This is a genomic window from Prosthecobacter sp. (genome assembly GCF_044226605.1).
GTDB lineage: Bacteria > Verrucomicrobiota > Verrucomicrobiia > Verrucomicrobiales > Verrucomicrobiaceae > Prosthecobacter.
Genome location: NZ_JBGAGS010000002.1, coordinates 25,169 through 51,009 on the forward strand (window position 1 = coordinate 25,169; position 25,841 = coordinate 51,009).

Here is a 25,841-nt window from a genome sequence, read left to right on the forward strand (position 1 = left end):
CGCCGTTCCCGGCGCAGGTTTTCGGGCAGAGTTGCCAGCCTGAACGCCTAGAACCAGCGTGAGCCAAGGCCCAGGCCGATGCCCCAGTTGTAGGGCATGCCGAAGCCGTAGCCGCCGCCCCAGGAGCGGTTGGTGTAGCTTTGGCTGCTTGAGGAACTGCGGCTGTAGTACGGGCTGCTGTAAATGGGATTCGAATAGTACGGATGCCGCTCATAGGAGATGCGGTAGATAGGGTGGCTCCTGGCGGGACTGGCGTGGCTGCGGAGGGGGCCCGTACGGGAATAGTAGCTGCGCGTGTGGTAGGTGGGGGAGGTGTAGTAGCGGGAGCCGGCGTTCGGGCCGCTGATCACGTAGTAATAGTGGTCGCGGTTGGAGCCGAGGACGCTGCTGGAGAGGGAGGCCAAGGGCGGGCTGGCGGCTGTGCTTTGGTGCCTGAAGATGCCACGACCGACGGGCCTGCCCAAGTCATCATAGGCATAAGCGTGATTTGGGTACTGACAGGCGGTGAGTGTGAGCGAGAGACCGACGAGGAGAACTACGAGAGTGTAGGGAGAGGGCAGTTTCATGGCGGGCGGGAGAACCGCTGGATTAGCACACGAACTTCCCCGCTCTGGCAATAAGGAAACCTCCGTGGCGCACGGGTATAATTTCGCCGTAGTCGAGTGGCTCTGATTTTTATGGGCGAGCCACTCTAGAAATCTTCACTTATCTTAAAATCCAATCACTTGGAAAGGCAGGCTGTCCTTCACCTGATGGTCCGAAGGAGTGCTCATGAGCTTCTCAAACTGCTGCGCCCATTCGCGAATGGCGAACTTGGCCTGACCGGTGGGGAAAAGTTCCTGAGGGAAAAAGAAGAACAAAGTTTTGGCCTCCTCTTTGTCGGCAAATTCAAAGACGGACTTGCCTGTTTTCGGTTCGGTGAGAACGCCCTGGATGGCGATGGTGCCGCGAGAGGGCTTGCCCAGCACACTGCCGCCCACCATGGGCAGCGTCACCAGATCCACAGCTTCCCGCACGACCAGACCTGAATAGGTGTTCGGCTCCCACTCGATGATGGAGAGCTGGAGCGTCATGGCATCCTTGGAAGCTGCGTCCACAATGGTGTAACGGGCCTTCTTGTCCGACTTGAAGGCACGCTCGAACTTGTTGTGCGCGTAGGTGAGGAGGCCCTTCATTTTCGCGTCACGCCGTTTGTTGCTGAACTCCATCAGCGTAAACTTCTGCTTCATGGGCCGCAGTTCATCGGAGACGACCGGGGCGATGTAGAGGGATTTCACCTTCTCGGCGGCTTGCAGAACCTTTTTGTCGGTGGTCCACCAGTTGCCGATGAACGGCGAGCGCTTACGGTTTTCCTTTAGTTCTGTGCCATGTGGCAGAAGTCCCGTGGGCTTGACATCGACGGCGGCCACCACGCTTTTGGCGGTGCGGCAGGACATCATCATCCACGGGAGGAGCAGACAGAGAGTGAAACGAGTAACCATTTGGGCAGGGGTTGGGATACGTCTGAGAATCGCGGCTGGCAAATATTTCATTATTCATACCCGACACAAACTTCCCCGCAGCATTTGCGCCAGCCATGGGGGGGTGTTAGCTTTCCGTTCTAGTCGCGCGTTGGTCGGCAATCCCGCCGCACACCGTCCGACCTTTTCCTTCCTCCTTTATGGCATGGCTTTCCTCACTTGGCACCTTCGGTGAAATTCTCCGTTTCATCATCCTCATCCTGGAGGTGATTTTCGTCTTCAACCTCATGATTGTGGTCCACGAGTGGGGGCATTTCCTGGCGGCACGCTGGCGCGGTCTGAGGGTGGACAAGTTCTACATCTGGTTTGGCAAGCCTCTCTGGAAGAAGACCATCAACGGCGTCGAATATGGACTCGGCTGTATTCCTGCGGGTGGCTTTGTGGCGCTGCCGCAGATGGCGCCCATGGGCGGGCTCGAAGGGGAGGCAAGCAAGGAAGTGCTGCCGCCCATCACGCCGCTGGACAAGGCGATCGTGGCGTTTGCCGGTCCGCTGTTCAGCTTCCTGCTGGCCTGCACCTTCGCCGTGGCCGTCTGGCAGGTGGGCAAGCCGCAGAGCGAGTCCCATACGACGACGATCGTGGGGCATGTGGAAAAGGACAGCCCGGCCAAGGCGGCAGGGATTCTTTCCGGCGACAAGATTCTGACTGTGGACGGCCAGCCGGTGAAGCGTTTTGAGGGGCTGGTGGACAGCGTGCGCTGGGGCGTGGTGGCCAGCGAGGGGGACAAGATCCCTTTTGAAGTGGAGCGTCCCGGCCAGGGGGTGCTGAAATTCGAAGTCGATCCCAAGGCCTGGCCGAAGGAAGATAAGAAAACCGAGCCTGTTTCGTGGTGGCACTCCATTTTCAAACGGCCAGACCTGCGTTCGGTGGGGCTGGAAGGCCAGATGACGCCGATGGTGGCCCGTGTCATCAAAAACACGCCCGCGGATGAAGTCGGCATCAAGACGAATGATTTTGTGACGCATGCAGACGACACGCCGCTGCGCAGCATTGCCGACCTGGCGGATTACATCGAGGCCCATCCGAACAAGGAGATCACGCTCAGCATCGTGCGAAATGAAAAGCCGATGAAGCTGAACATTCTTCCGCGCTTTCCGGACAAAACCAACCGAGTCACCCCCAAGCTCATGATCGGCATCGAGTGGGACAACGACGGCAAGCTTGAGCCGACCAAACCAACTCCTTACGAGCAGATCAGCGATGCCGTGAGGCACATGGGCAACCTGGTTTCCAAGCTCGTCTCTCCGAAGTCGGACCTCAGCCCCGCGCACATGAGCGGCCCGGTGGGTGTGGGCCGTCTCTACTACAAGCTCTTTCAGCATCCAGACGGCTGGCGGCTGGTGCTGTGGTTCAGCGTGGTGTTCAACATCAACCTGGCCATTCTGAACATGATGCCCTTCCCCGTGCTGGACGGCGGACATATCACCATGGCGATCGCCGAGGCGATCCGCCGGAAGCCGCCGCAGGGCCGCCTGCTGGAGTATGTGCAGAGCGCCTGCGCCTTGATGCTTTTTGGCTTCATCATCTTCGTCACGCTCAAGGACACGGGAGATATTTTTGGCGGAGCCAAGCCGAACCCGGAAATGAAGAAGTTCACCACGGACGGCCTGCCTGTGAAGGATGAGTGGCTGCCCAAGGAGCAGCGCGCCGCCAAGCCTGCCGGAGCCTAACGCAGCCGCCCATGCGCGTCCTCATCCTCGTCGAGAACCTGCCCGTTCCCTTCGACCGGCGGGTGTGGCAGGAGGCCTGTGCGCTGAGAGATGCCGGGCATGAGGTGACGGTGATCTGTCCGCAGATGCGTGGTTACACGCAGGCGGAGGAGGTGCTGGAAGGCATTCAAATCTACCGGCACTGGATCAGCGGGGAGGCGGGAAGCCTAGGCGGGTTCATCACCGAATACGCCTCCGCCCTGTGGGGCGAATTCTGGTGTGCGGTGAAGGCGTGGAGGCGGGGTGGATTTGACGTGATCCATTTGTGCAACCCGCCGGATCTGCTGTTTCTGGTGGCGCTGCCGTTCAAGCTGCTGGCCGGAGTGAAAGTCATCTTTGACGTGCATGATCTGTGGCCGGAAATGTTTGAAGCCAAGTTCGGCCGACGGGGGATCATGTACTGGGCGGTGCGCATGGCAGAGCGTTGCACGCTGGCGCTGGCGGATGTGGTGATCGCCACCAATCAAAGCGTGCTGAGCGCGGTGAAACGGCGCGGGAAGCTGCGTGATGACCGCGCCTTTGTGGTGCGCACCGCGCCGAGCAGGATGAACACCAGCGCGCCGGTGGACGACTCTCTGCGCGCTGGGAAAAAATACCTGGTGGGCTACATTGGCGTGATGGGAAACGCCGATGGCGTGGACTATCTGGTGCAGGCAGCGGAGCACATCGTGAAGAACCGTGGGCGCAAGGATGTGCAGTTTCTGCTCATGGGTTCTGGGCCGGAACATGCGGAACTGCTGGCCTTGCGCGACCGCCTGGGGCTGCAGGACTGCGTGAGCATGCCCGGGCGGGTGAGCGACGAGTTTCTGTGCCGCGCCCTGCGCAGCATCGACCTGGGGGCGGCCTGCGATCCCATCAATGCCTACAATGACCACTGCACCATGAACAAGGTGCTGGAATACATGGCCTTCGCCAGACCCATGGTGATGTTTGGCACAGTGGAGGGCCGCTTTTCAGCGGGAGATGGGGCAGAGTATGTGATGGAAAACTCCGCGGCACAGCTCGGGGATGCCATTCTGCAGCTTCTGGATGACGAGCCCCGCCGCAAAAGACTGGGGGCCGCCGGGCATGCCCGCCTCACTCAGGACCTGAACTGGGAGCGCAGCGTGGAGCAGCTGCTGGCGGCGTATCGGGCGGCATAATCCTGTCTTTCTAGTGATTTTTTGGCCGGATGCCGCTTGGGGCCTTGCTAAAAGTGCTGCTTGGTTCTTAAATCTTCCCCATGCCTCAATTGCCTGACAACGGCGGGGAAGCCATTCAATTCGAGCCTTTTATTCCTCCATCCACGGCGGAACTGGACGCTTTGATCTCCGGCTACCAGTTTGTTGAGTTCATCGAGCGCGGCGGCATGGGCGCGGTTTACAAGGCGGTGCAGAAGAGCCTCAACCGCCCCGTGGCGGTGAAGCTGCTGCCTCTGGTGCATCGGAACAAGGAAAGCTTTGCCGAGCGTTTCAGGCGCGAAGCCCACGCCCTTGCTCAGCTCAATCATCCGCACATCATCGCCGTGCATGACTTTGGCGAAACGGCGGACGGCCAGATGTACTATGTCATGGAGTACGTCTCGGGAATGGACTTGCAGCACCTGCTGAAGCGCAATCCACCCGAGCCGAAGCAGATCCTCAAGATCATCACGCAGGTTTGTGAGGCGCTGCAGTTTGCGCACGAGCGTGGCATCGTGCACCGGGACATCAAGCCGGCGAACATCCTCCTGGATGAACGGGGCAACGTGAAGGTGGCGGACTTTGGACTGGCGAAGGTTGTGGGGCCGCAGACGGTCGATTACACAGCCACCGGCATGACACTCGGCACGCCCGATTACATCGCGCCTGAAGCACTCGATCAGAGCAAGAACATCGACCACCGAGCGGACATCTACTCGCTGGGGGTGATGATTTATGAGCTGTTCACCGGCCATGTGCCCAAGGGCATCTGGGAGCCGCCGTCCATCCGGTCCGGTGCGGACAAAGGGATTGACGCAGTCGTCAGCAAGGCGATGCAAAACAACCCGGAGAAACGCTACCAGCATGTGAGGGACATGACGCAGGTGCTGGAAAAGCTTTTCGAAAAAAGCGACAGCTGGAAGAACTTCCGGCGCCCCATGCGCAATGAAAATGCCGGAGCTGGTGGCGGCAGCGAGGGGATCCCCACGGATGCGCTCACGCTGCGGATCCCTACGCATGGACCGCGAAAACGCCGGCTGGCATGGATGGCTGCGGCGGTGATTCTTGCGGGGGCGGGCCTTTTCGCCATCTGGCCCGCAGACGGTCTCACGACGACGGAACCGGGTGGAGAGCAGAAAAGAAAGGCCGAGCCTGTGGCAGCAGCCCCAGCGCAGGTGAAGCTGGCGCAGTGGGTGTTTGATCATGGCGGATGGGTGAACGTTCAGACGCCGCGCAGCACCGCCAAGCCCATGGGTGGCGAAGCAGACATCTACAATGCCCGCATGCTGCCCTCCGGCCCCTATACGATCTGGCGTGTGGGCATGTCTTCAAGACCGATTCCTGATGAGGCCTCCCTGGAGACACTGGTGACGCACATTCGTGAGGCCGGCACGGTTCTGAACCTCAACCTGCGTGGCATTGCCCTGCCTGCCTCCGCCCTTAAGCATCTGGCCACCCTGGAGACGGTGAGCAATCTGGACCTGATGGCGAGCCCCTCGGTCACGCGTGATGCGATCCCATACCTGGCCTCATGCAAAAAACTGACTCTGCTGCGCATCGGCGGCTCTCAGCTCCCAGTGGACGCCTTCATCGCCGCGGAACTGCGCACGCTGCTGCCAGAGTGCACGGTCATAGACACGGATTAGCGAGAAGCCGGAAGCCCCATCATCCCAACCCGACATGCCCCATCAGACCACCCGAGCCAAACACCCGAGAGGAAATGCCCATGCCCGTGGCAAGACTTCCATGAAGAGAGCGTCCAAGGCCCAAGGCTCTGCATTGGTTCAGAAGCCAGGACGGAAAAAAATGAGCGCGGCAGTCAGCAAGCTCAGAGCCCGGGCCCGGACCACGGCCCAGAGCAAGCCGGCGGCGATCTCAAGCAAATCCCCGGCGGCCTGGCGGGGCGAAGCTCCGGTGATGGTATTGGCAAGCGGTGTAACGGCCAAAAGCAGCGTGCCGGCGGTGGAGTCCACCCACCGCAGAAAAGTGGCGGCGCCCGCGAACCCTGCACGCGGCAAACGGCACAAGCCACGTCTGCTTTGGATCGGCGATGCACTCGTGCCCACAGGCTTCGCCACCGTGACACATTCCGTTTTGCATCATCTGCGGAATGACTGGGAGGTGACTGTCTCCGGGGTGAACTACGACGGCTCGGCGCATGAGCTGCCCTATGACGTAATGCCCGCATGCCAGGGCGGGGACATGTGGGGCATGAACCGCTTTCAGCATCTTTGCGCCGAGTTTGATCCTGCGGCGGTGATCATTAACAATGACTGGTGGAATGTTGCGCAATTTGCCAGACTGGCTCCCGCCGGGCTGAAAATGATCGGCTACATGCCGGTGGATGGCGGCAATCTGGACCCTGCCGACATGGCGGATTTGAACAAGCTGCACGCCGCGGTGTGGTACACGGGTTTCGGATATCGCGAAGCCTGCGCCGCCGGGTTCGCGGGCCGGCGTCACGTCATTCCGCATGGCATTGAAACGAGCAAGTTTGAGCCGGGTGACCGCAACGCCGCTCGCCGGTCCCTGGGGCTGAAGCTTCCTGCAGACGCCTACATCGTGGGAAATGTGAACCGCAACCAGCCGCGCAAACGCCTTGATCTGACGATCCAGATCTTCGCCGCATGGATCAAGCAGCACCGCATAGGGAATGCCCACCTGCTGCTGCATTGCGCGCAGAAGGACACCGGGTGGGACCTGCGGCGGGTGGCCGCCTGCTATGGTGTCGAGGACAGGCTCATCCTCACCGGTCCGGAAGACATCCGCGCGATGGAGGACGCCGGGAAGCTGAAATCCATTTACCAAGCGCTGGACATCCAGATGACGACCACTCTGGGAGAGGGCTGGGGCCTGACCACGATGGAAGGGATGGCCTGCGGCATTCCGCAGATCGTGCCAGACTCATCCGCGCTTGGAGAGTGGGCGGTGACGGCGGTGAAAGTTCCGTGCTCGCGCACACTCATCCATCCTGAAATCAACACGCAGGGTGCGCTAGTGGATGAAGCCCCGTTCGTGAGCGCGCTGCACGGGCTGTACCAAAGCAAGGCGGCGCGCGGCCTGCTGGCGGCTCAAGGACTGGAGCATGTGCGCGGCGCTGCATTTCGCTGGGAAAATGTGGCGCGTCAGTTTCAGGCGCTGCTGGCGGCGCCGGCTCGTGCATCGAGACGCAAAACCATGGAATGCCGCTGATGGTGTGGCGCCTCCGCAGCCATGCAATGCCGGCTTGATCAGCGGATCTCGTCCAGCCATTCCCGTTCATGAAAATCGCGTTCGTTGGAGCTTCGGGTTACGGGAATGTCGGAGACGACACCTATCCGCTGGTCTTTGCGCAGCACCTACCAGAGCACGAGCTGGTGTTTTACAATTCTGACCTGCCGGGCAGCCTGCCGGAGGATGTTGGTCTGCTCGTCGTGGGTGGCGGGGGACTGCTGCACAATGTGGGCGCGGAGCCGGAAGACGCTGAGTCGCCGCATCTGCGCTGCATGAGGTTTTACATGGACGCGGCGCTTGAGCGGGGAATTCCGTGGGGATTTCTATCCTGTGGATTTCAGTTTGAGGTGCATCGGGACGCGGCTTATGCGGTGGCACTCAAACCGTGGGTGCCCTATTTGCAGAAAGCTTCGTTCATCACGCTGCGATCGCGCGAATGTGTGCGCATTGCGGAGGAGATCAGCGGCAGAACAGATGCGATTTTTCTGCCTGATGCGGCCTACCTGTATCGCCCTTCGGTTGATGCCATAGAGAAGCCTGAAGGTGTGACTATTGTGCCGGCGGGGCTCGTCAATCCGTGCAACGTACTCATGGCCCACTACCTGCGCCAGCTTGCCGCGAGTGATGCTCCAGTGACGTGGCTGAGCATGGGGGCGCAGGTGGATGATGGGTGGATGCTGGAGGAGGTGGTGAAGCGGTTTCCTGAGGCGCGGATCAGCGCAGGATGCGGTCCGGAGGCGGCCTGGCGGCAGATTGCCGCGTCCCGCCTCGTCATCACCGGGCGCTACCACGGCATGGTATTCGCTCGCAGCAGCCGGGTGCCGTTTATCACACCGGAGGACGTGCCCTATAAGCTGCGGCATGAGGACTTCGCCGTACCCATGGCTGACGCCGCAGGCCACTTGCAGGTGCTGCGGCGTTTCATCCGCGGCTGAAGGATTCACCAGCGCTGCAGGAAGCCGGCCACCTCCGCAGTGTCCACCTGGGGGAATTCGCGGCCGAGGGTGTTCTCGCGGTCCATCCCGAAAGCATAGCCCGTGCGCTGCACCACATCGTGGTAGTTTACGGGATAAAAAACCGCCACGGGCTTGTGCTCAAACCAGGCCGCCTGCTGCAGGCTGGACCAGCTGCCGATGTAGGCGCGGCATGTTTTGACGAGGTTGAGGGTGGCGGGCACCGTGAGGCCGTCGAGCACGGTGATGTTGCCGCCGGCAAAACAGCGCGCGTCTTCATCGCCGTGAATGACCTTTCCACCGCCGCCGGGCCGCAGGTAGCTGCGCGTAACGATGAAGATTTGAAAGGGCAGGCTGCGCAGCATCTGCACCGTCTTTTCGATCAACTCCGGCGGGAGAGAGCGGTAGGAGGCATTGCCGGCAAAAGGCTGAAAGACGATGTGGCCGGTCGATGCGATGTCATCCGGCGCATCAAACACGGGGACGTGGCCGTTCGCACTGCCGCGGATGAGGCTGGCATAGTCCAGGCCGGCGAACTGGCAAAGCTCACGGTTGATGTCCGGGCCGCGCAGTCCTGCAGCCAGGAACTCCTCGTACTTGTGCGCCAGATCGTAGAGGATGAAGTTTTTGGCATTGCGATGGTGCCGGAAGATCTCCATCGCGAATGGGTTGTGTGAAGCCACGATGACCGGGACCGGTTCGGTGGTTTCGCTGAGGGTACGGTAGCTGATGCTTTCATAACAGACACGGATGACATCGCCGAGGCCGGCTCCATAAAGTGCTACCTTCATTGTTGTATCAAACGTGCGGGTCATGACGTTGACAAGCCGCATCTCACTCCAACCTCCCATGAAGATCCTTGCTTCCTTCCTGCTGCTCTCCCTTTCCTCTCAGGCGGCCGTCACGCTGCCTGCCATTTTCTCTGATCACATGGTGCTGCAAAGCGGCAAGCCCGTGCCTGTCTGGGGCACAGCCGATGCCAACGCAGAAGTCACCGTCGCCATCGCCGGGCAGAAAAAGACAGCCAAGGCCGATGCGAGCGGCAAGTGGTCGCTCAAGCTGGATGCGCTGAAGGTGACTGCGGAACCGCAGACGCTGACCATTGGCGACAAGACGATCCAGGACGTGCTGATCGGCGAGGTGTGGCTCGGCTCCGGACAGTCCAACATGGGGCTGCAGGTGCAGGGCGCCGATGACTATGAGGGCAGCAAGGCGGCGGCGAACACACCGCTGATCCGAGTCTTTACCGAAAGCAGTCCCGCTTCCAGCACGGCGCAGACGGAAGGAAAGGGCAGCTGGGTGCTTTGCTCGCCAGACACGGTGGGGCGCTTTTCCGCCACCTTGTACTTCTTTGGGCGCAATCTTTACCAGGAGTTCAAGCAGCCGCTGGGTCTCATCAACTCTTCGGTGGGCGGCACTCCGATCGAATCTTGGATCAGCCCCGAGGCGCAGCATGCGAGCGCGGAGCTGAAGCCTTTCTTTGAAGCTGTGAAGAAGGAGAATGCGGAATTTGACGAGGCAAAGGTAAAAGCGGCTTACGAGCGGCAGGTGAAGAAGTGGGCTGAGGAGGCAAAGAAGGCCAAAGAGGAGGGCAAGGCAGCTCCACGAAAGCCGCGTGATCCGCTCGAAACCCGTCAGCGCAAAGGAAATGTCGGCGGCCTCTTCAATGGAAAAATCTCACCGCTCATTCCTTACGCGATTCGTGGTGCCATCTGGTATCAGGGCGAAGCCAATACCAACGGCGCCAAGCCTCCGTTTTACCAGGCGCAGCTCACACTTCTGGCCAAGGACTGGCGCACCCGCTGGAATGATGAGTTTCCCTTCGCCTGGGTGCAGCTGCCGAATTTTACCCGCGAAGGCGAAGGCTGGCCGATTGTGCGCGAGCAGATGCTCAACGCCCTGAGCACCATTCCCAACAGCGGCATGGCCATCACACTCGACATCGGCATGCCGCGGAACATTCACCCAACGAACAAGCAGGAAGTCGGCCGCCGCCTGGCGCAGTGGGCGCTGGGTGCGGTGTATCACAAGGACGTGGCCGACACCTCGGGCCCCCTGATTGACAAAGCCACGGTGAAAAACGGCGCCTATGTGCTGACCTTCACCCATGCCAAGGGATTGACCGCAAAGGGCGAGCTTGCCGAGTTTGAAATCGCCGGGGCAGATGGCCAGTGGCAGAAGGCGGACGCGAAGATCGAGGGTGAAACGGTCATCGTTTCCAGCAAAGCCGTCTCGGAACCAAAGCAGGTGCGTTACGCCTGGAAGGACAATCCCGTGGCGACTCTCTTCAATGGCGCGGGCATTCCGGCGTCTCCGTTTCGGAAATGAGGCGAGAATGAATGTCCCTGCGAGGCCGGAACACCACTTCCGCGCCCCGCAGGGAGTTGATCCAACCTAATTCAGATCAAAATTTCAGGCTGCCGCCGACGTAAAAGTTGCGGCCATAGGCGGGGATGATGCCGCTGCTGTTGACGAGGGAGTAGTAGTGCTTGTCGAAGACGTTGTTGAGGCCGGCCATGACGGAGAAGTTTTTGTTGATGGGGACTTCGGTGGTGAGATCCCAGGTGGTGTAGGCGGGAATGTCGAAACGGGCGTCGGCGTTGTCGGTGCCATTGTGGCGGGCCATCAGGGTGCCGAGGAAGGCGATTTTCAGGCCGCTCTTGCGTTTGTAGATGGCACCGGTGCGGATGATGTAGGGCGGTGCGTACTGCGGGGTGCCGCCGTCGTTCACGCCGCCGGAGAGACGGGCTTCGAGCAGGGAGATGTTGCCATAGAGATTGAGTGCGCCGAGGCGGTCGCCGCGATGGGTGCCGTTCAGGGCATCGAGGCCGCCGATGACATCGAACTGCGCGGCACCTTCCCAGCCGTAGTTGATGCTGCGGCCGACGCTCTGGATGTTCACGCCGGCGGTGCCGATTTTGTCATCGAGATCCACGAGGAAGAAGGAGGTGTCGTAGGCGAACCAAGGTTTGGGATTGCCGCGGAGACCGAGTTCATAGCTCCAGCCCTGAGATGGGGCGACGTCGCTGGCCGTGCCACCCGCTGCGGGGATGAGCGACTGGCCGAAGGTGGTGGCACGGTAGCTCTGGGAGATGTTGGCATAGACGGCAGTCTGGTTGCCGAGATCGTAGGAGAGGCCGAGGCCGAAGAGCGGCTGCTTGTCGAATTTGCTGGCATCGCGCTGGGTGTTGACGACGCCGATGTTTTTGACGGTGATGTTTTGATTGATCAACTCCATGCGGAAGCCGGGCGTGATGGTGAGGCGGCCGAAGGTGAACTTGTTTTCCAGGAAGACGGAGCCGTAGATCACATCACGGGCGGCGACGGTGTTGACGGTGCCGATGTTGTCCGTCGGATAGGCTCCCGTGGCATCCTTGCGCGGAGAGTGGCACATGTAGAACTGCATGCCTGCGGCCAGGGAGTGCTCGCCGCCCCAGAGCTCGTAGTCGTGGCGGATGCGGGGCTCGATGCCCCAGTTGTAGAACTGCTGGTGCTGAATGGCCGTCGTTGGGGCGGTAACGGTGCCAAATCCGCCCGTCTGACGGTTGCTCCAGCGGTCATAGGCGCCGGCCCAGGTTTTCACGCTGAGTTCGGTTTTGCTGGAAAACTTGTGCTGGAGCTCGGCACTGGCGACGACGCGGCTGAGGTGGAAGCGGTCGGTGAGGCGCACGGTTTGATTGCGATCGGCGTTGTAGGCTACTGCCGTCAGGCCGCCGGGTTCGCCATGGCGGTCAGAGCCGGCATCGAGGGAAAAGATCCAGCGTGTGTCGGTGGCCTGCTGGTAGATGAGTTTCAGGCGGCCGCCGTCGACATTGAAATCGCTGTTGGCTCCGCGGAAACCGGTGCCGGAGCGGTGGTTGAACCAGCCGTACCAGCTCCACTTGCCAGCACTGCCGTCGATGGAGGTGAAGGTGGAGTAGAGGTCATTGCTGCCAAAGATGTGCTTGGTCTGCATGCCAAAGAGGCGGTCCGTGCGTGGCATGGATGAGACGTAGTTCATGGCACCGGCCGGCTGCGGGCCGTAGAGAAGGGAGGCGCCGCCACGGACGAAATCAATGCGCTGGGTGGACTCCAGGGGCGGGGTCCAGTAGGACTCAGGGTAACCTTGAGGGTCGGCGGCAATGGGGATGCCATCCTGCAGCATCATGAAATACTGCGCGCGATCTGGCGACCCAATCCCACGATAACCCAGGCTTACCAGCGGAGTGCTTTCTTCGGCAGTGATCAGGCCGGGCGTCATGGCAAAGGCCTGGCTGTAGTTGTTCGCCTGCACCTCAGGGAGCGCCTGGATGTTCAAGGAACTCGCTTTCTTGCCTGCATAGATCTTGGTGCCTTCAACCGGTGGCAGGTAAGGAATGATGACCTGAGGTTCCGCTGCCGCCTCTGCGGTGATAACCATGTTTGGCAGTTCGGTGACGATCTCCGGACTTGGTTTGCTTGCTGGATTGCGCACGCTTTGGGATCGAGCATGGGAAGCTAAGGCAAGGAAAAGGAGGGCAACGGCAGCTAGAGCGACACCAGTAGCGCGGGGGAAATGGGAAGGGGCAGTTGGCTTCATTAAAAATTGATATTGAGATTCTGTCGCAGCGGACCGAATAGTGAGTGGTTTGCCTATGCATGCAAGGCTTTTCTGCGACTGAGTCGCAATTGCAAGTCAACAACCATTTCTTGCGTTTCATTCTTCAAGCCTCTCCGAGCTGTCGACGCGAGCGCGCCACGCGTGGAAGGTGCGGCTCCGTGGCGATGCTCCTAATCTGAGCTCCGCATTCCGGCTTCGCTCTTTCGGCGAGGAAGGGATATCGCTGTGGAGGGCGGCAACACCCTTTGCCGCGGTCCGCAGGGAAGGGGGCCTACCCAATAGGATCAAATCATGAGCCAGGTTCTGAATGGCTGCGCTTGGGGAAGAAGCGGCGGAAGGCGAGGGCGAAGCCGGTATAGACGAGGATGGAGGCGGCGAGGGTGCTCAGGGCGGCGATGGTCTGGCCGATGATGCCAAAGAGTTCGCCGGTGTGGAGGAATCGGGCGTACATGCGCAGACGACGGCCGAGGTTTTGCTGCTGGATGTCGTCGGGGCTCGGGAGGACCTTTCCCTGTGCTGCATCGAGGTTCAGCATGGTGCGCAGATGCACCTGACCGCGTCCTCCGCGATCGACCATGAGGGGGAAGGGATCGCCGGGTTTCTGTGGCATGCGCAGGCTGAGGGTGGTCCAGTCTGGAATCTTCTGGCGTGCTTGTGCGAGGAGAGGCCCGAGTCCGGCGAGCGGAGATGCTGACGCTGCGGGAGAGCTTTCGCGCTTGCCCCCTCCTGCCTGACGCTGAGCTGGCGGCTCGGTGCCCGTGAGGGTGAAGAGCAGATTGTTCGCCCAACTGTAGGACATGATGAGGCCGGTGAGGATGATGCAAAGCAGGGGGAAGGCGCTCCAGAAACCGAAGACGTTGTGCCAGTTCCAGTTGCGCGCGCGGTCGCGGAGCTTGGTGTTGAAAAGAATGACGGCGCGGACATTGGCCCAGCGCCAGTGGCGCGGCCACCAGAGGTAAATGCCGGAGATGAGCAGGAGGCTGAAGATGAGACAGGAGGCGCCGGTGATGGCTTTTCCGGTTTCCTTGGGAATGCCAGTGCCGGTGAGGAAGCGGTGCCAGTCGGTGGCGGCGTGGAAGAAATCGCGCCAGGCGCGACGGCCTTCGCCAAGGAATTCGCCCGTGTAAGGATTGGCGAAGAAGACCTCATTTTTCCCCAGCGTGAGCGTCACCGGCATGGCGGGGTCTGCCTTCCAGGTGATGCCGCCGGGCTGCAGGTCCGGCTTGGTTTCGCGCACCTTGGCCAGCAACGATTCCACATCCAGATGTGCCGCACCTGGAGTGATGCGCAGGTCGCGATTGGCCCAGTCCATGAGCTGCGGTTCATAGGAGATCATGAGGCCGGTAACCGCCATTGAGAGAATGACCAGGCCCGCGACGAGGCCGATGATGAGATGGCCCCAGAAAATGAGACGATGAAAGGTGGGCTTCACAGGAGATTACATTTCCGCCCACTGGCGCAGCAGATTGTGGTACACGCCGGTGAGCTGCACGGCCGTCTGCTCGCCCACGGGGTTGTTTTTGAGATCGCGGCCGAGGCGCTGGATGGAGAGATCCAGATCAAAGAGCAGGGAGCGTTTGCTGTCTTCGCGGATCATGCTCTGCAGCCAGAAGAAGGAGCAGATGCGAGCGCCGCGTGTCACGGGAGTGACGTGGTGGAGGCTGGTGGAAGGATAGAGCACCATGTGGCCGGGGGGCAGCTTCACGCGCTGCACGCCGTACGTGTCCTCGATGCACAGTTCGCCACCGTCATACTCCTCGGGGCCGGCGAAGAAGAGAGTGGCGCTGAGGTCGGTGCGGATGCGCACGGGAGCCGTGGGGTGAATGCGGATGGCATTGTCCACATGCGTGCCGAAGGACTGGCCGCCGGAGTATCGATTGAAGAGCGGCGGGAAAATCTGCAGCGGAAGCGCCGCAGCGTTGAAGAGCGCATTTTTGGAGAGCGCGGAGAGGATCATCTCGGCGAGTTCCCGCCCGGCGAGGCTGTCCGTGGGAAGCTGCATGTTGTCCTTGGCCTTGGCGGACTGGTAGCCGGCGGTGCCCTTGCCATCGACCCACTCGGCAGCGTCGAGGAGCTTGCGGGCGTGAGCGACTTGCTCAGGGGTGAGAACGTCGGGAATAGCGATAAGCATGGGGAGAGAGGATGGGTGGAGGGAAGGAGGAGAAGGGTCAACAAGCCTGTGAGGCAATCCAAAGGGAGGGACAGAAAACGTCCACAAGGGAGATTTGAGAGATCGCTTGCCGCCCCGAGGAGGATTGCCGGAGATTAGAATTTGATGCTGGCGGTGAGGGCGGCGGAGCGGCCGGGGCCGGGGACAAACTGACCTCCACCGACGCTGCCGATGTAGCGTTCATTGGCGAGGTTGTAGATGTTCAGGCGCAGGCTGAATTTATCGCTGAACTTGTGGCTGATCATGGCGTCCATGGTCCAGTAGCCGGGGGCGGTGCGGGCTCCGGTGGCGGAGTCGCTGCTGGTGCGTGAGGCCATGTAGGTGGGGCCAAAGCCGAACTGAGTCTTCTCCAGGAGGGTGTAGGTGGTCCAGAGATTGAAGGTCTGGGGTGGTGCGTTGGAGAGGGACTGACCCACGGTGCCCGCCGTGGTGGAGGCCTTGGTCTTGCTCTCCATGACGGCATAGCCGGCGAAGATCTGCCAGTTCTTGGTGATGTTTCCAGTCATGCTGAACTCGATGCCCTGCACCAGCTGGTCTCCTCCCACAGTGGTGATGCCAGATGCGTCTGTGGTGCGGGCGTTGGTTTTTTCCGTGCGGAAGAGAGCGGCCGTCAGCGAGAGGCGTTCTTTGGCCACATCCCACTTGGTGCCGAGTTCATAGGTGGCGGTCTGCTCGGGATTGAGGCCTGCCGAGCTGGCGTTGTTCACGGTATTGCCTGTGGTAAGGCCCAGGCCCGCACCGGAGGCACCGTCGATGGTGGGATTGAAGGAGGTACCGTAGCCGAAGTAGATGGTGCCCTGGCGCACGGGTTTGTAGATGAGCGCGGCCTTGTAGCTGAAGAGGTCATCCGAGTTCGAGAATCTGCCGACCGAGGAACCGCCCGGTCCGCTGACCGTGGCATACATGTGGTCATAGCGAAGGCCGGCGCTGACCTCCCAGTGTTTGCCGAACTTCAGGGTGTCGAACAAATAAGCGGAACAGGTGTAGAGGTAGGCCTCGGTCGCGAGCGGGAGGCCGGGGTAGGTACTGGCGATGTCCTGTGCATTGGCCGGAGGGAAGGCGCCAGGGGGGAGATTGAGGCCCGTGTTGTACAAATCTGTGAGGGTGGAAATGCCGGCGACGTTGGCATTCTGCTGGTGCTCAAGATAAAATTCCATGCCGGTGACGAGCGCATGCTTGATCTTGCCGGTTTCGAAGCTGGCCACGAGGTTGGTCTGATTGCCAAACATGTCGGTGAACTGCTGGCGGCGCTGCAGCTGACGGTTCAGGATCGTGGTGTACTGGCTGCCCGCTGCTGCGCCGACGTCGCGCAGACGCGGGGCGGTGCTGACGGAGTCGCGGTGGCTGCGCGAGTAGCGGGTGGCATTTCGCAGGCGGATGTCCGGCGTGAAATCGTGCTCCAAGATGGCGGTGAAGTGGTCGGTCTGGATCTTTTCATAGTCCACGCCGGGAAGTCCGTAGAAGGTGTTGAAACTCACTCCGGGAGGAGCCTGGTTGACGTAGTTGGTAAGCCCGGCGCCACTGCCGCTGAAGGTACCGTTGTTGGGGATCCAGGGCAGGCCGTAGTCGGGGATGTTGCTCTCCTCCAGGCGCTGATAGTTCAGCGTGAAGCGTGTGTCGGTGCCCAAGCCGGTGCCGAGGGAGGCGCCGATGCCGTAGCGCTCCATGGAGACGTTGTCACGGCCGGGAGTGTCCGCCGTGTGGTACATGCCATTGAGACGGAATGCGGTGTGTGCAGAGAGCTTTTCGTTCACATCGAGCGTGCCACGGTAGAGGTTGCTGGTGCCGACGCTGAGCGTGGTCAGGATGGAATCGGTCAGATTGGCCATCTTGCTGACCGTATTGATGGAACCGCCGGTGGAGCCTCGGCCGGTGGTGGAGGAGGAGGGGCCTTTAGTGATTTCGACCTGCTCGGTGTTGAAGGGATCGCGGTTGTAGTTGGCGTAGTCGCGCAAACCGTCGAGGTAGACGTCGCTGCGGGCGCTGAAACCGCGGATGGAGAGGTTGTCTCCGGAGACGGCGCCGCCCTCGCCGGCCTGCATGGAAATGCCGGGGGTGTTCTTCAACACGTCGCGCAGGCTGAAAGCACCGCGGTCTTCAATGACGGCCTTTGGGATGACCGTGATGGTCTGCGGGATGTCGAGGAGGGGCTCGGTGTACTTGGCGGACTGCAGGCGGGAGGGGTTGTAAACCGAGCCTGCCGCTTCGACGACGACCTCGGGCATCTCGGTGGGGATCTCCTCAATTTGGGGCTTGAGCTTGTCTGGAGCGGCGCTCTGGGCATGCACGCCGCCTGCTGCGCAAAGCAGGGAGGTGAGGGAAAGGGCCTCTGAGCCTGATTTGAGGAAGCGGCGGCGGAGGGAAGAGGGAGCGTTTTGATTCAGCATGGGAACGGGGAAAGAAAGGGTGGGTCTAATTGATAATGAGATTCTGTTTCATTAACTAGTTGCGATTAAGTCTCAATTTCAATTTGAGTCAACCCCTCAATTGCTGAAAACAATGGCGGGATAAGAAATGCCCCAACAGGCTCTTCGAGGGCACAAAAATGGGCCTTGGATCACCTTTGCGGTGTATCCAAGGCCCATTGACCTCCAACCCCCAACCTATGGGAACTAGAATCTGATGCTGGCCGTCAATGCTGCGGAGCGTCCCGGTCCAGGAGTGGCGCTGCCAACGGAACTGACGCTCTCGATGTAGCGATTGTCGGCGATGTTGTAGATGTTCAGGCGCATGCTGAAGCTGTTGGTGAAGCGGTAGCTGAGCATCACGTCCGTGGTCCAGTAATCTGAAACCATGCGGGTAGGATTGGAGGAGGAGCCGATGACCTTGCCGACGTACTGCGTGCCGCCGCCTACCTGAAACTTGTCTGTCACATTGTAGGTCGTCCAAAGATTGAAGGTGTAATCGGGGGCATTGGGGAGCGAATTTCCGATTTCAGCGGGGTTGGAGGAGTTGCGGACAAAGCTGGCCATGTGGGTGCCACCGGCAAAGACCTGCCATTTCTTGGTCAGAGCACCTGCGACGCCGAATTCCACCCCATCCACGGTCAGGTCGCCGCTGCTGGTAGTGACGTTGGCACTCGTGGTGCGGGCGTTGATCTTCTCCGTGCGGAAGAGCGCCGCCGAGAGCGACAGGCGCTCATGCACGACGTCCCATTTGGTGCCGAGTTCGTAGCTGTTGCTTATTTCAGCATTCAGCCCCTGGAAGCTGGTGTTGCCCCCGCTGCCACCCGGAACCGCGACGCCGTTGGTGGTCAGGCCGAGCTGGCCGGCATTGCCGCCGTCAATCGTGGGATTGAAGGAGGTGGCGTAACCGAAGTAGATGCTGCCGCGGTCCACCGGCTTGTAGGTGATGGCGCCTTTCCAGGTAAAGACGTCGTCATTGTTGGAGGGGCCGGGGTTGCTGCCGCCGAAGATGGTGTTGTCTCCGGTGTAGTAAAAGCCGTGCTGCACGGAGTGAATGTGGTCATAGCGGATGCCCAGACTGGCCATCCAGTGCCTGCCGAGCTTGAGCGTGTCCATGAGATACACCGAAATGGTGGAGAGGTGCACCTCGGCCGAAGGAGGGAGATCGCTGGGGCCAACGCCCAAGATGGTATTGGTGCGGTTCGCGAGGGTGTTGCCCGGGGCGGGAGTGCCGGGGGTATAAGCCGCCGCGACTGAGGAGAGGGGCACGACGTTGCTGGGATCGTACAACTGGGTGGCCACGGTGTCGCCCGCGCGCAGGGCGGAGAGCTGCTGCTCGTAGGAGAACTCCAGACCGAACACGAGGGCGTGCTTGAGCTTGCCGGTGTCAAAGTCGGCATTGAGCAGGGACTGGTTGGACAGGATGGAGTTGGTCTTTCTCTGCCGCTGCTCCTCAGCCACGATGGTGGTGTTGTACTGATTGCCTGCCAGCCCTGGATTGGTGTCCAGGAAGCGCGGAGCAGTCACGCGGGCGTCGTAGTGATTGCGCGCCCAGCGTGTGGTGTTGCGGAATCGCAGGGTCTTTGAGAAGTCATGCTCGAAGATGGCGGTGACGATGTCCGTCTGAATCTTCTGGAAGTCGTAGTTTCGGCGGCCGTAGAAGGTGCTGTAATCCACCGGCGGGATCTGGTTCACAAGAGGTCCGAGGTTCACACCGGCCCCGGAGTAGGTGCCGTTGGCCACGTAGGGAATGCCGAAGTCCGCCATATTGTTCTCCTCCTGGCGCATGTAGTTCAGCGTGAAGCGCGTGTCCGTGCCGATGCCGAACACCAGGGAAGAAGCGATGCCGTAGCGGCCCTGGAAGACGTTGTCACGCCCGGCGACGTCATTGGAATTGTACATGCCGTTGACGCGGAGGGCGGAATGCGCGGAGAGCTGCTCGTTCACATCCAGCGTGCCGCGGTAGAGATTGTTGGTGCCGACCGTCGCCGTGGTGAGGACGGAGTCGCCGAGCCCTGCCATCTTGCTCACGGTATTGATATAGCCGCCGGTGGATCCACGGCCCATGGTGGTGGAGGCTGGGCCTTTGGCGACTTCAACCTGATCCATGTTCCAAGGGTCGCGGTTGTAGTTGCCATAGTCGCGGATGCCGTCCAAAAACCAGTCGCTGCGGGAACTGAAGCCACGGATGGAGAGGCCGTCGGTTGCGCCGCCGGTGCTGACGCCCTCTCCTGCCTGCATGGAGATGCCCGGGGTGTTTTTCAGCACGTCCCGCAGGGTGAAGGCACCGCGGTCTTCGATGACCTGCCTGGGAATGATCGTGAGGGTGGCCGGGATGTCGCGGACAGGCTCGGTGTACTTCGGCGACTGCAGCCGCTTGGGATTGTAAACGCGCCCTTCGACGACGACCTCCTCCAGGTCGGTTTGCGCATTGGGCCTGGCTGGCTCCGCCGCTGGTTTTGGTGCGGCATTTTGGGCAGCCAGACTGCCGGCGGCACACAGCAGGGTGGTGACGGCAAGCGAGTCAGCGCCCGGTGGGCGGGAGCGAAGGCGGAGCGGACGGGAGGGCTTTGGCATAAGGGAGGTGAGTGAATGATTTTCTGCAGCGGCCGCCGATTAAGGGGGCTTCAGAAAAATGGTCAATCATGCCGCTAAGCGAACCTCCTATGTGGACAGAAATCATCCTGAGGATAACAGCTTTGCGCGCTTTTTGATCCGTTCAGCGGCGCGGCTAAGCGTCTCCAGTACATCGATCAAGCGGTCCATTCCCTTCAGGCCTAGATCCAGCGGGCCGCGACGGCGCAGTTCGGATGCCGCGAGGTCCAGAGACTGCAATCCCACCTGGTACAAGTCGCCCTCGCGGGCGAGAAGCGGGGAGCCCTGCTCGGGATCGAGCACATCCAGCAGAAACTCCGCCAGGAAGTGGGGCTGGTAGGCCAGAAGGAGATGGCAGCCGTAGCGGAACAGCTCCTGCCGCATTCCGCGGAAATGCGCGGCTCCTGCATGCTGCTCCCAGCTGGCGGTCAGGTGCATGGCTTCGTCCACTTTGTCCGTTGCCTGCATGATCCAGTCATCAGCATGGGTGGCGTCCACCGGTGGTGTCTCCAGCAACACGGCCACGGCGTGGCAGAAGATGTGGCGTGCTTTCAGACTGATCTCGGCGGCTTGCAGAACCTCATGTTCGGTGGGCTGGCTGAGGGCGAGGGCAGTCTGGGCCACCTCAAGCGCCTCAAAGGCGCGGGGCGGGGAGAGTTCGAGCAGCACGGCGGCGCGATTGATCAGTACGGTGGCAGGCATGGCGGCACCCAGCGGCCGCTGCGGCGTCACGCTCTCCTCCAACACCTTGCTGGCGCGGTCGAGCGAGAGCAGCGCTTCCTGCAAGCTTTCTGATGTGGCCTGCGCACGCAGAGCCAGGGAGCGGTTCATCCATGCGAGCGCCAGGCGGGAGCGGTATTGCGGATCTGCGTCCAAAGGGAGATGCAGGAGGTGGAAAATGGCTTCATCGAAACTGTGGATGGCGGCGCTGAGGTCCTCCGGCCTGCCGAGACGCGTGAGGACATCGCCCCGGTTCATCCAGCAGGCGGTGAGGAGCCACCGGTACCAGGCGCTCTCCTCAAAGGGCAGTTCACGGCGGATGGCCAGGGCCTGATCAAAGCACTGCAGAGCCTCCGACAGAGCGGCAGGATCGTTGGCGGAGAGCAGGGCGATGCCGCGCTTCATCCACGTTTTTGCCACGGCATTGCGGTCGTCCGGGGAGTCGGACGGCGGACGGGAAGGGGAGACGTCAGGCGGAGGCGGGGGCATACAGAAGGAACAAATCTGGCAGAACAGTGAGCAAAATACGACCAATGATGCGACTGAGTCGCAATTGCAAGTTGACACCTTGGGCTTACGTATCATTCTCCGTGCCCGCCCTGCCTTGTGCAATGACCTCTTCGATGCTAACCCACCTGCCCGCCATGGGATACGACCGCCCCCAGCCAAGCACTGCCGCCGCCATCCCGGCCGCAGCGGTGGTACCGCGCCGGAGCCATCTTGTGCAGGTCATCATCACGCTCTCGTGGATGGTCGGCATCACGGCGAGCTTCCTTACGGTGGGAGTCATCGGCATGTTTGCCGCCGATCTGCCGCCGATTCATTTGAAGTCGCTTGAGGATCTCGACCAGGCCGAGGAAATCCCCATGGTGGAGACGTCCATGGCGGAGCTGCTTTCCATGGCAGAAACCAGCACCGAGCAGTCAGCAGATGCGGAACCGGTGCTTCCGGTGGAAATTCCTGACACCGTCGAGACGCCGCCGGAAAACCTGGATCTGCCGGAGATAGCCGAAGCGATGACGATGGAAGATGTTTTTGCAGTCCCGACCGCGCCGAAGATCGAGGACGCGCTGCGTCCGGTGGACCCCGAAGTGAAACCAAGGCCTGCACCCACGCCGCAGCGCACGCGCACGGCCGCCGTGGCCAGCAGCAGCGGCACACGCTCCAGCACCTCCCAGGCAGGAACGGCTGGTGGCACCGGCACGGCTGGCAGCGGTGGCAAAGGCAAGTTTCCGCAGCCGGGCTATCCTGACTTTGCCCGCAGCGCCGGGATGCAGGGCACGGTGCGTCTGAGCATCAGCGTGGGACCTTCCGGCATGGTGGAAGGCGTGACTGTGGTGGGCAGCACCGGCTTTAGTTCATTGGATGAGTATGCCGCCTCCTGGGTGCGCCGGAACTGGCAGTGGCCTGGAGGTGCGGCGCATCGGTACACGCTGCCGCTGACCTTCCGCCTGCGCTAAAGGCTCCCATTCTGCCCGTCCCACACACTCTCTCATCCGCCAGCCAAGTCTCCCATGCCCATCCTTGCCAACGTAGTCGTCGATCTCTTTCACAAAGGCGGTCCCATCATGTATCCGATCGCTGTGGTCAGCGTGGTGGCTGCGTGCATCTTCGTGGAGCGCGTGTTCTGGTGGCTGCGCTTTTCCGCCAAACGCTCCAACAAGCAGCTGGATGAAGTGTATGAAACCCTGGAGAAGGGAGACCTGGCCAAAGCCATCGCGCTTTCGGCGAAATCGGGCGATCCGGTGGTGCGGATGATCCACCACGGCCTCAACCACCGCCATACCAGCATGCAGGGAGCACTGGAAGTGGCCGCAGGTCAGGAACTGCGCGATGCCGGACGCTACCTGAGCGCGATGGACACCATCGTCACCCTCGCGCCGCTGCTGGGCCTGCTCGGCACGGTGACCGGCATCATGGGCAGCTTCAGCAGCATCGGCAGCAGCGAGCTGGCGGTGGAAAAAGTCACCGGCGGCATCGGCGAGGCGCTCATCGCCACCGCAGCGGGCCTGGGCATTGCCATCGGCACGCTGGTGCCCATGAACTACTTCCACTCGCGACTGGCCGGCTTGAAGTTTGACCTGGAAGCCGCCGCCAACAACGTGCTCATCCTTGCGGTGCAGCACGGCTTTGACAAAGTCACTCCGAAGGCCTGATCTCGCTGTGAAACTCCACTCCCCACTGCCTGAGCGCAAGACGCGGCTCGAGATCATCCCGCTCATCGACGTGATGTTCTTCCTGCTGGCCTCCTTCATGATGGTCAGCCTGACGATGACGAAGCAGAAGACCATCAAGGTGGACCTGCCGATGGCCTCGGCCACGCAATCGGATTTCAAGCCGGACATGATCAACCTGGCGGTGAATGCCACGGGAGATGTGTTCTATGACAAGACGGCCGTCACGCTGCCTGAGCTGGACCGGAAGCTGTCGGAACATTTTGGCAAAGACCGCACCACGCCGGTGTACATCAGCGCGGATGGCAACACGCGCCATGCCGATGTGATGAAGGTGCTCGACGCGGCGAAGCGTGCGGGCTTCACCAAGGTGGCCTTCAACGTCAAACCCGCCAATGCGGCCAAGCCGAATCCTTGAGACATGAAGCGCCTGCTCATCACGCTGCTGATTTTCATCTCACTTGGCCTGTGCGGCATCATGCTCGTGCAATGGCAGCGCGAGGACCGCCTGCGCGGCCACATCGGTGATCTGGTGAAGCGCCTCGAAGCCGAGAACGTCCTGCGCATCGAGGCGGAGCGCAAGGTGCGCGAGTATGAAAAAGAAATCGCCCGCCTGACCGAGCTGCGCGCCGAGGTGGAGGCGAGGCTGGTGGAAGTCTCACGCGAGTATAATGACCTCTCCGCCGACTCCGTGGCGCGCGGCATCACCATCGCCATTTACATGCGCGAGCTGATGCAGCTGCAGCACGGACTGGAGGCCACGCAGCTTGCCTTTGGCAAAGGCGCAGCGGCGATCAAAGAGCACAACGCCGTCGTCACCACCCAGAACACCGCGATGGAAAAGCAGAACGAACTGCTCAAACAGCTGGCGGAAGAGCGCAACGACGCGATCGCCAAGCTCAATGCGAGGACGCGGGAGTTTAACGAACTGGTGGAGAAGTACAACAAGCTGGCGAAGAGCAAGTGAGACGCGCAGAGGTGGAGACCAGAAGACGGTCGGGCGGCCGGACAGAGGCTGGTAAAAGATTCCAGGGCGCTGCGGGAGGACTGCTGCCGGCAGGCGAGGGATCTCGTTCCTGAACTACTCGATCACATAGCTAAACAAATCTCCGTTCTGCAGGTGGAACCGCAGACGCATGGGAGAACCTGCTGGCAGCGTGGACGTATTTCCCCAGCGAACCGGCAGCTTCACGCCATCCTGAGCTTCGATCACGCAGGCCTCCTTTTCGAAGCCTTTCAGCGTGTGGCCGGAAGCATCCAGCACCTCCACGCTGAGGCGGCCTTTTGCGACGTCCGCATTGACGGAAAGCTGAGTGCCCTGGGGAATGAAGTCATGCGTTTCAATGCTGCCGTCTTTTTCTCCAGCCTGCAATGAAGCGAGGCCATCCATGCGCCAGACGGCGAGGGCGATGGACTGCTGCTTCTCCGGTACCAGGCCGCCATGCGGCGTGGTGACCGCCGTGTAGTACATCCACATTTCGTCGCCGACGAAGACGGGCGCGTTGCACAGGCCGAAGATGCTGCCGGCATCATAGGCATGCGGGCCGAGCGGAATCACCGGACTGCGGTCTGAGCAGCGTTCCCAGTGGCGGCCGTCGCGGCTGGTGACGAGTTTGACGTCAATGATGCCGGTTGCGGACCTCTTCTGGCCATTGACCTCGTCACTGCCAAACAAGGCGGAGGGCGGCTCGACACGTCGGAAATGAGTTACAAACCCCAGCCATTGTCCTGCGTAAGGAAAGGCGGAGAGATTGTAGTATTCGGAATAAGTGCCGCCCTTGAGCTTCCGGGCTGCTTTGTTGTCCACCTCGTCGGCCACCACGACGGGGTGCGGCTCAGACCAGTGCTGCATGTCCTTGCTGACGGAAAGAAACACGTGGCGGATGCCGACGACGCGCGGATCTCCCTGGCGCTTGTGAAAAGCCAGGTACTCTCCGGTCTGCGGATCCTGTGACAGCGTGATGGTATCGCACCCGAGCAGGATAGGCTCCGGCTCGACGGTCCAATGCCAGCCATCGGCGGAATAGGCGGAGTAATAGAGCCGGTGATCCTTGTCGCGATACCAGTCCACGAGCTCAAACTTCTCCTTGAGCCGTTGCAGCTTGGCCGGGTCCACGCCACGGCTCGCATTGCCCACGGCCTTGTACCGTTTCCTCGGATCCGTCTCAAACTTATCCTCGATGATGCTGGGACTGTGGAGGCGGAGATCCGTTTCATTGGTGGCGCCTGCGACATTCAGAACTGGCTTCTCCCAGTGGAGGCCATCGGCAGAAGTCGCGTAGAGGACGCTGCCAGGGTCTGCATACCACATCCGGAAAGAGCCGGATTTTTCATCGAGCAGCACGGTGCCATAAATGTTCACCCGCTTGTCCAGCACGCCGTCCTTCGTCCGCACCTCCCATGGCATCTCCGCCGTGAGCACGGGATGATCCAGCTTCTTCGCCGGATGAACGACCCGCGTCACCCCCTGCTTGCTGCTGATCCTTTCACTGTCCACAAACAGCTGCTTCTCCCCCTTCTTTAGAGCCGGCGCGGGCGGGCGTTTAAGAGGGGCTTCTTGCGCAAAGGCTGGCGGGATGAACACACCAAGACCGAGCAGCAGCAGCGGAAAACGGGAAGCGAGAGATGAAAGCATGAGCGCAT

The 25,841-nt window shown here is 61.1% G+C and carries 20 protein-coding genes; 10 read left to right on the plus strand and 10 right to left on the minus strand.

Going from position 1 to position 25,841, the window contains the following annotated elements; translation table 11 throughout:
- Nucleotides 1-47: 47 nt before the first annotated feature.
- Together ACILSO_RS02265 and ACILSO_RS02270 are read right to left on the minus strand one after the other, a co-directional pair.
- On the minus strand, nt 48-566 hold the full coding sequence (locus tag ACILSO_RS02265) for a hypothetical protein (protein ID WP_395735737.1): 519 nt from the start codon (nt 564-566) through the stop codon (nt 48-50).
- Nucleotides 567-710: 144 nt separating this feature from the next.
- Nucleotides 711-1,481 (minus strand): DUF3313 family protein, encoded by a 771-nt coding sequence (locus tag ACILSO_RS02270; protein ID WP_395735738.1) that lies wholly within the window; start codon nt 1,479-1,481, stop codon nt 711-713.
- Between the two features lie 179 nt (nt 1,482-1,660).
- Between ACILSO_RS02270 and rseP the strand changes: the two genes are divergently transcribed.
- From rseP to ACILSO_RS02295, 5 genes are all read left to right on the plus strand, one after another.
- Nucleotides 1,661-3,190: an RIP metalloprotease RseP gene (gene rseP / locus ACILSO_RS02275; RefSeq protein ID WP_395735739.1), complete on the plus strand. Its 1,530-nt coding sequence runs from the start codon at nt 1,661-1,663 to the stop codon at nt 3,188-3,190.
- Between the two features lie 11 nt (nt 3,191-3,201).
- The gene (locus tag ACILSO_RS02280; protein ID WP_395735740.1) at nt 3,202-4,371 is read left to right on the plus strand and encodes a glycosyltransferase family 4 protein; all 1,170 of its coding nucleotides are present in this window, start codon (nt 3,202-3,204) and stop codon (nt 4,369-4,371) included.
- An 80-nt stretch (nt 4,372-4,451) separates the two neighbouring features.
- On the plus strand, nt 4,452-6,035 hold the full coding sequence (locus ACILSO_RS02285; protein WP_395735741.1) for a serine/threonine-protein kinase: 1,584 nt from the start codon (nt 4,452-4,454) through the stop codon (nt 6,033-6,035).
- Between the two features lie 160 nt (nt 6,036-6,195).
- Nucleotides 6,196-7,581, plus strand: a complete 1,386-nt coding sequence (locus ACILSO_RS02290; protein ID WP_395735742.1) for a glycosyltransferase family 4 protein — start codon at nt 6,196-6,198, stop codon at nt 7,579-7,581.
- A 68-nt stretch (nt 7,582-7,649) separates the two neighbouring features.
- Nucleotides 7,650-8,537, plus strand: coding sequence for a polysaccharide pyruvyl transferase family protein (locus ACILSO_RS02295; RefSeq protein ID WP_395735743.1), 888 nt, complete (start codon nt 7,650-7,652; stop codon nt 8,535-8,537).
- Nucleotides 8,538-8,542: 5 nt separating this feature from the next.
- Here ACILSO_RS02295 and ACILSO_RS02300 read toward each other — a convergent pair whose 3' ends face one another.
- The gene (locus ACILSO_RS02300) at nt 8,543-9,346 is read right to left on the minus strand and encodes a hypothetical protein (protein WP_395735744.1); all 804 of its coding nucleotides are present in this window, start codon (nt 9,344-9,346) and stop codon (nt 8,543-8,545) included.
- Nucleotides 9,347-9,404: 58 nt separating this feature from the next.
- On the opposite strand from ACILSO_RS02300, the gene ACILSO_RS02305 reads away from it, so the two are divergent.
- Nucleotides 9,405-10,883: a sialate O-acetylesterase gene (locus ACILSO_RS02305; protein WP_395735745.1), complete on the plus strand. Its 1,479-nt coding sequence runs from the start codon at nt 9,405-9,407 to the stop codon at nt 10,881-10,883.
- A gap of 76 nt (nt 10,884-10,959) precedes the next feature.
- On the opposite strand, the gene ACILSO_RS02310 is transcribed toward ACILSO_RS02305, so the two are convergent.
- The 6 genes from ACILSO_RS02310 to ACILSO_RS02335 all read right to left on the minus strand — a co-directional run bounded on the left by ACILSO_RS02310 (nt 10,960) and on the right by ACILSO_RS02335 (nt 21,513).
- A complete protein-coding gene (locus ACILSO_RS02310) occupies nt 10,960-13,008 on the minus strand; it encodes a TonB-dependent receptor family protein (RefSeq protein WP_395735746.1) in 2,049 nt (682 codons plus the stop codon).
- Between the two features lie 415 nt (nt 13,009-13,423).
- Nucleotides 13,424-14,566 (minus strand): PepSY-associated TM helix domain-containing protein, encoded by a 1,143-nt coding sequence (locus ACILSO_RS02315; protein ID WP_395735747.1) that lies wholly within the window; start codon nt 14,564-14,566, stop codon nt 13,424-13,426.
- A gap of 6 nt (nt 14,567-14,572) precedes the next feature.
- Complete coding sequence (locus ACILSO_RS02320) at nt 14,573-15,265, minus strand: Fe2+-dependent dioxygenase (protein WP_395735748.1); 693 nt, start codon at nt 15,263-15,265, stop codon at nt 14,573-14,575.
- Nucleotides 15,266-15,399: 134 nt separating this feature from the next.
- Complete coding sequence (locus ACILSO_RS02325; RefSeq protein WP_395735749.1) at nt 15,400-17,691, minus strand: TonB-dependent receptor; 2,292 nt, start codon at nt 17,689-17,691, stop codon at nt 15,400-15,402.
- Between the two features lie 225 nt (nt 17,692-17,916).
- Nucleotides 17,917-20,286, minus strand: a complete 2,370-nt coding sequence (locus ACILSO_RS02330; RefSeq protein ID WP_395735750.1) for a TonB-dependent receptor — start codon at nt 20,284-20,286, stop codon at nt 17,917-17,919.
- 102 nt (nt 20,287-20,388) lie between these two features.
- The gene (locus tag ACILSO_RS02335) at nt 20,389-21,513 is read right to left on the minus strand and encodes a hypothetical protein (RefSeq protein WP_395735751.1); all 1,125 of its coding nucleotides are present in this window, start codon (nt 21,511-21,513) and stop codon (nt 20,389-20,391) included.
- A gap of 155 nt (nt 21,514-21,668) precedes the next feature.
- On the opposite strand from ACILSO_RS02335, the gene ACILSO_RS02340 reads away from it, so the two are divergent.
- Genes ACILSO_RS02340 through ACILSO_RS02355 form a run of 4 tightly spaced genes read left to right on the plus strand, consistent with a single transcriptional unit; the run spans nt 21,669 to nt 24,165 of the window.
- Nucleotides 21,669-22,484, plus strand: a complete 816-nt coding sequence (locus ACILSO_RS02340; protein WP_395735752.1) for an energy transducer TonB — start codon at nt 21,669-21,671, stop codon at nt 22,482-22,484.
- Nucleotides 22,485-22,538: 54 nt separating this feature from the next.
- Nucleotides 22,539-23,180: a MotA/TolQ/ExbB proton channel family protein gene (locus ACILSO_RS02345; protein WP_395735753.1), complete on the plus strand. Its 642-nt coding sequence runs from the start codon at nt 22,539-22,541 to the stop codon at nt 23,178-23,180.
- Nucleotides 23,181-23,187: 7 nt separating this feature from the next.
- Complete coding sequence (locus ACILSO_RS02350) at nt 23,188-23,616, plus strand: ExbD/TolR family protein (RefSeq protein ID WP_395735754.1); 429 nt, start codon at nt 23,188-23,190, stop codon at nt 23,614-23,616.
- A 3-nt stretch (nt 23,617-23,619) separates the two neighbouring features.
- Nucleotides 23,620-24,165 carry a hypothetical protein gene (locus ACILSO_RS02355; protein WP_395735755.1) on the plus strand — a complete coding sequence of 182 codons (546 nt, stop codon included), beginning with the start codon at nt 23,620-23,622 and terminating at the stop codon, nt 24,163-24,165.
- A gap of 114 nt (nt 24,166-24,279) precedes the next feature.
- Here the strand turns inward: ACILSO_RS02355 and ACILSO_RS02360 are convergent, their stop codons facing one another.
- On the minus strand, nt 24,280-25,833 hold the full coding sequence (locus ACILSO_RS02360; protein WP_395735756.1) for a hypothetical protein: 1,554 nt from the start codon (nt 25,831-25,833) through the stop codon (nt 24,280-24,282).
- Between the last annotated feature and the right edge of the window lie 8 nt (nt 25,834-25,841).

What these genes read in the sequence shown, in the direction of transcription:
- ACILSO_RS02265 (WP_395735737.1), bottom strand. Translation starts at nt 566, where the DNA reads ATGAAACTGCCCTCTCCCTACACTCTCGTAGTTCTCCTCGTCGGTCTC.
- ACILSO_RS02270 (WP_395735738.1), bottom strand. Translation starts at nt 1,481, where the DNA reads ATGGTTACTCGTTTCACTCTCTGTCTGCTCCTCCCGTGGATGATGATG.
- rseP (WP_395735739.1), top strand. Translation starts at nt 1,661, where the DNA reads ATGGCATGGCTTTCCTCACTTGGCACCTTCGGTGAAATTCTCCGTTTC.
- ACILSO_RS02280 (WP_395735740.1), top strand. Translation starts at nt 3,202, where the DNA reads ATGCGCGTCCTCATCCTCGTCGAGAACCTGCCCGTTCCCTTCGACCGG.
- ACILSO_RS02285 (WP_395735741.1), top strand. Translation starts at nt 4,452, where the DNA reads ATGCCTCAATTGCCTGACAACGGCGGGGAAGCCATTCAATTCGAGCCT.
- ACILSO_RS02290 (WP_395735742.1), top strand. Translation starts at nt 6,196, where the DNA reads ATGAGCGCGGCAGTCAGCAAGCTCAGAGCCCGGGCCCGGACCACGGCC.
- ACILSO_RS02295 (WP_395735743.1), top strand. Translation starts at nt 7,650, where the DNA reads ATGAAAATCGCGTTCGTTGGAGCTTCGGGTTACGGGAATGTCGGAGAC.
- ACILSO_RS02300 (WP_395735744.1), bottom strand. Translation starts at nt 9,346, where the DNA reads ATGAAGGTAGCACTTTATGGAGCCGGCCTCGGCGATGTCATCCGTGTC.
- ACILSO_RS02305 (WP_395735745.1), top strand. Translation starts at nt 9,405, where the DNA reads ATGAAGATCCTTGCTTCCTTCCTGCTGCTCTCCCTTTCCTCTCAGGCG.
- ACILSO_RS02320 (WP_395735748.1), bottom strand. Translation starts at nt 15,265, where the DNA reads ATGCTTATCGCTATTCCCGACGTTCTCACCCCTGAGCAAGTCGCTCAC.
- ACILSO_RS02325 (WP_395735749.1), bottom strand. Translation starts at nt 17,691, where the DNA reads ATGCTGAATCAAAACGCTCCCTCTTCCCTCCGCCGCCGCTTCCTCAAA.
- ACILSO_RS02330 (WP_395735750.1), bottom strand. Translation starts at nt 20,286, where the DNA reads ATGCCAAAGCCCTCCCGTCCGCTCCGCCTTCGCTCCCGCCCACCGGGC.
- ACILSO_RS02335 (WP_395735751.1), bottom strand. Translation starts at nt 21,513, where the DNA reads ATGCCCCCGCCTCCGCCTGACGTCTCCCCTTCCCGTCCGCCGTCCGAC.
- ACILSO_RS02340 (WP_395735752.1), top strand. Translation starts at nt 21,669, where the DNA reads ATGGGATACGACCGCCCCCAGCCAAGCACTGCCGCCGCCATCCCGGCC.
- ACILSO_RS02345 (WP_395735753.1), top strand. Translation starts at nt 22,539, where the DNA reads ATGCCCATCCTTGCCAACGTAGTCGTCGATCTCTTTCACAAAGGCGGT.
- ACILSO_RS02355 (WP_395735755.1), top strand. Translation starts at nt 23,620, where the DNA reads ATGAAGCGCCTGCTCATCACGCTGCTGATTTTCATCTCACTTGGCCTG.
- ACILSO_RS02360 (WP_395735756.1), bottom strand. Translation starts at nt 25,833, where the DNA reads ATGCTTTCATCTCTCGCTTCCCGTTTTCCGCTGCTGCTGCTCGGTCTT.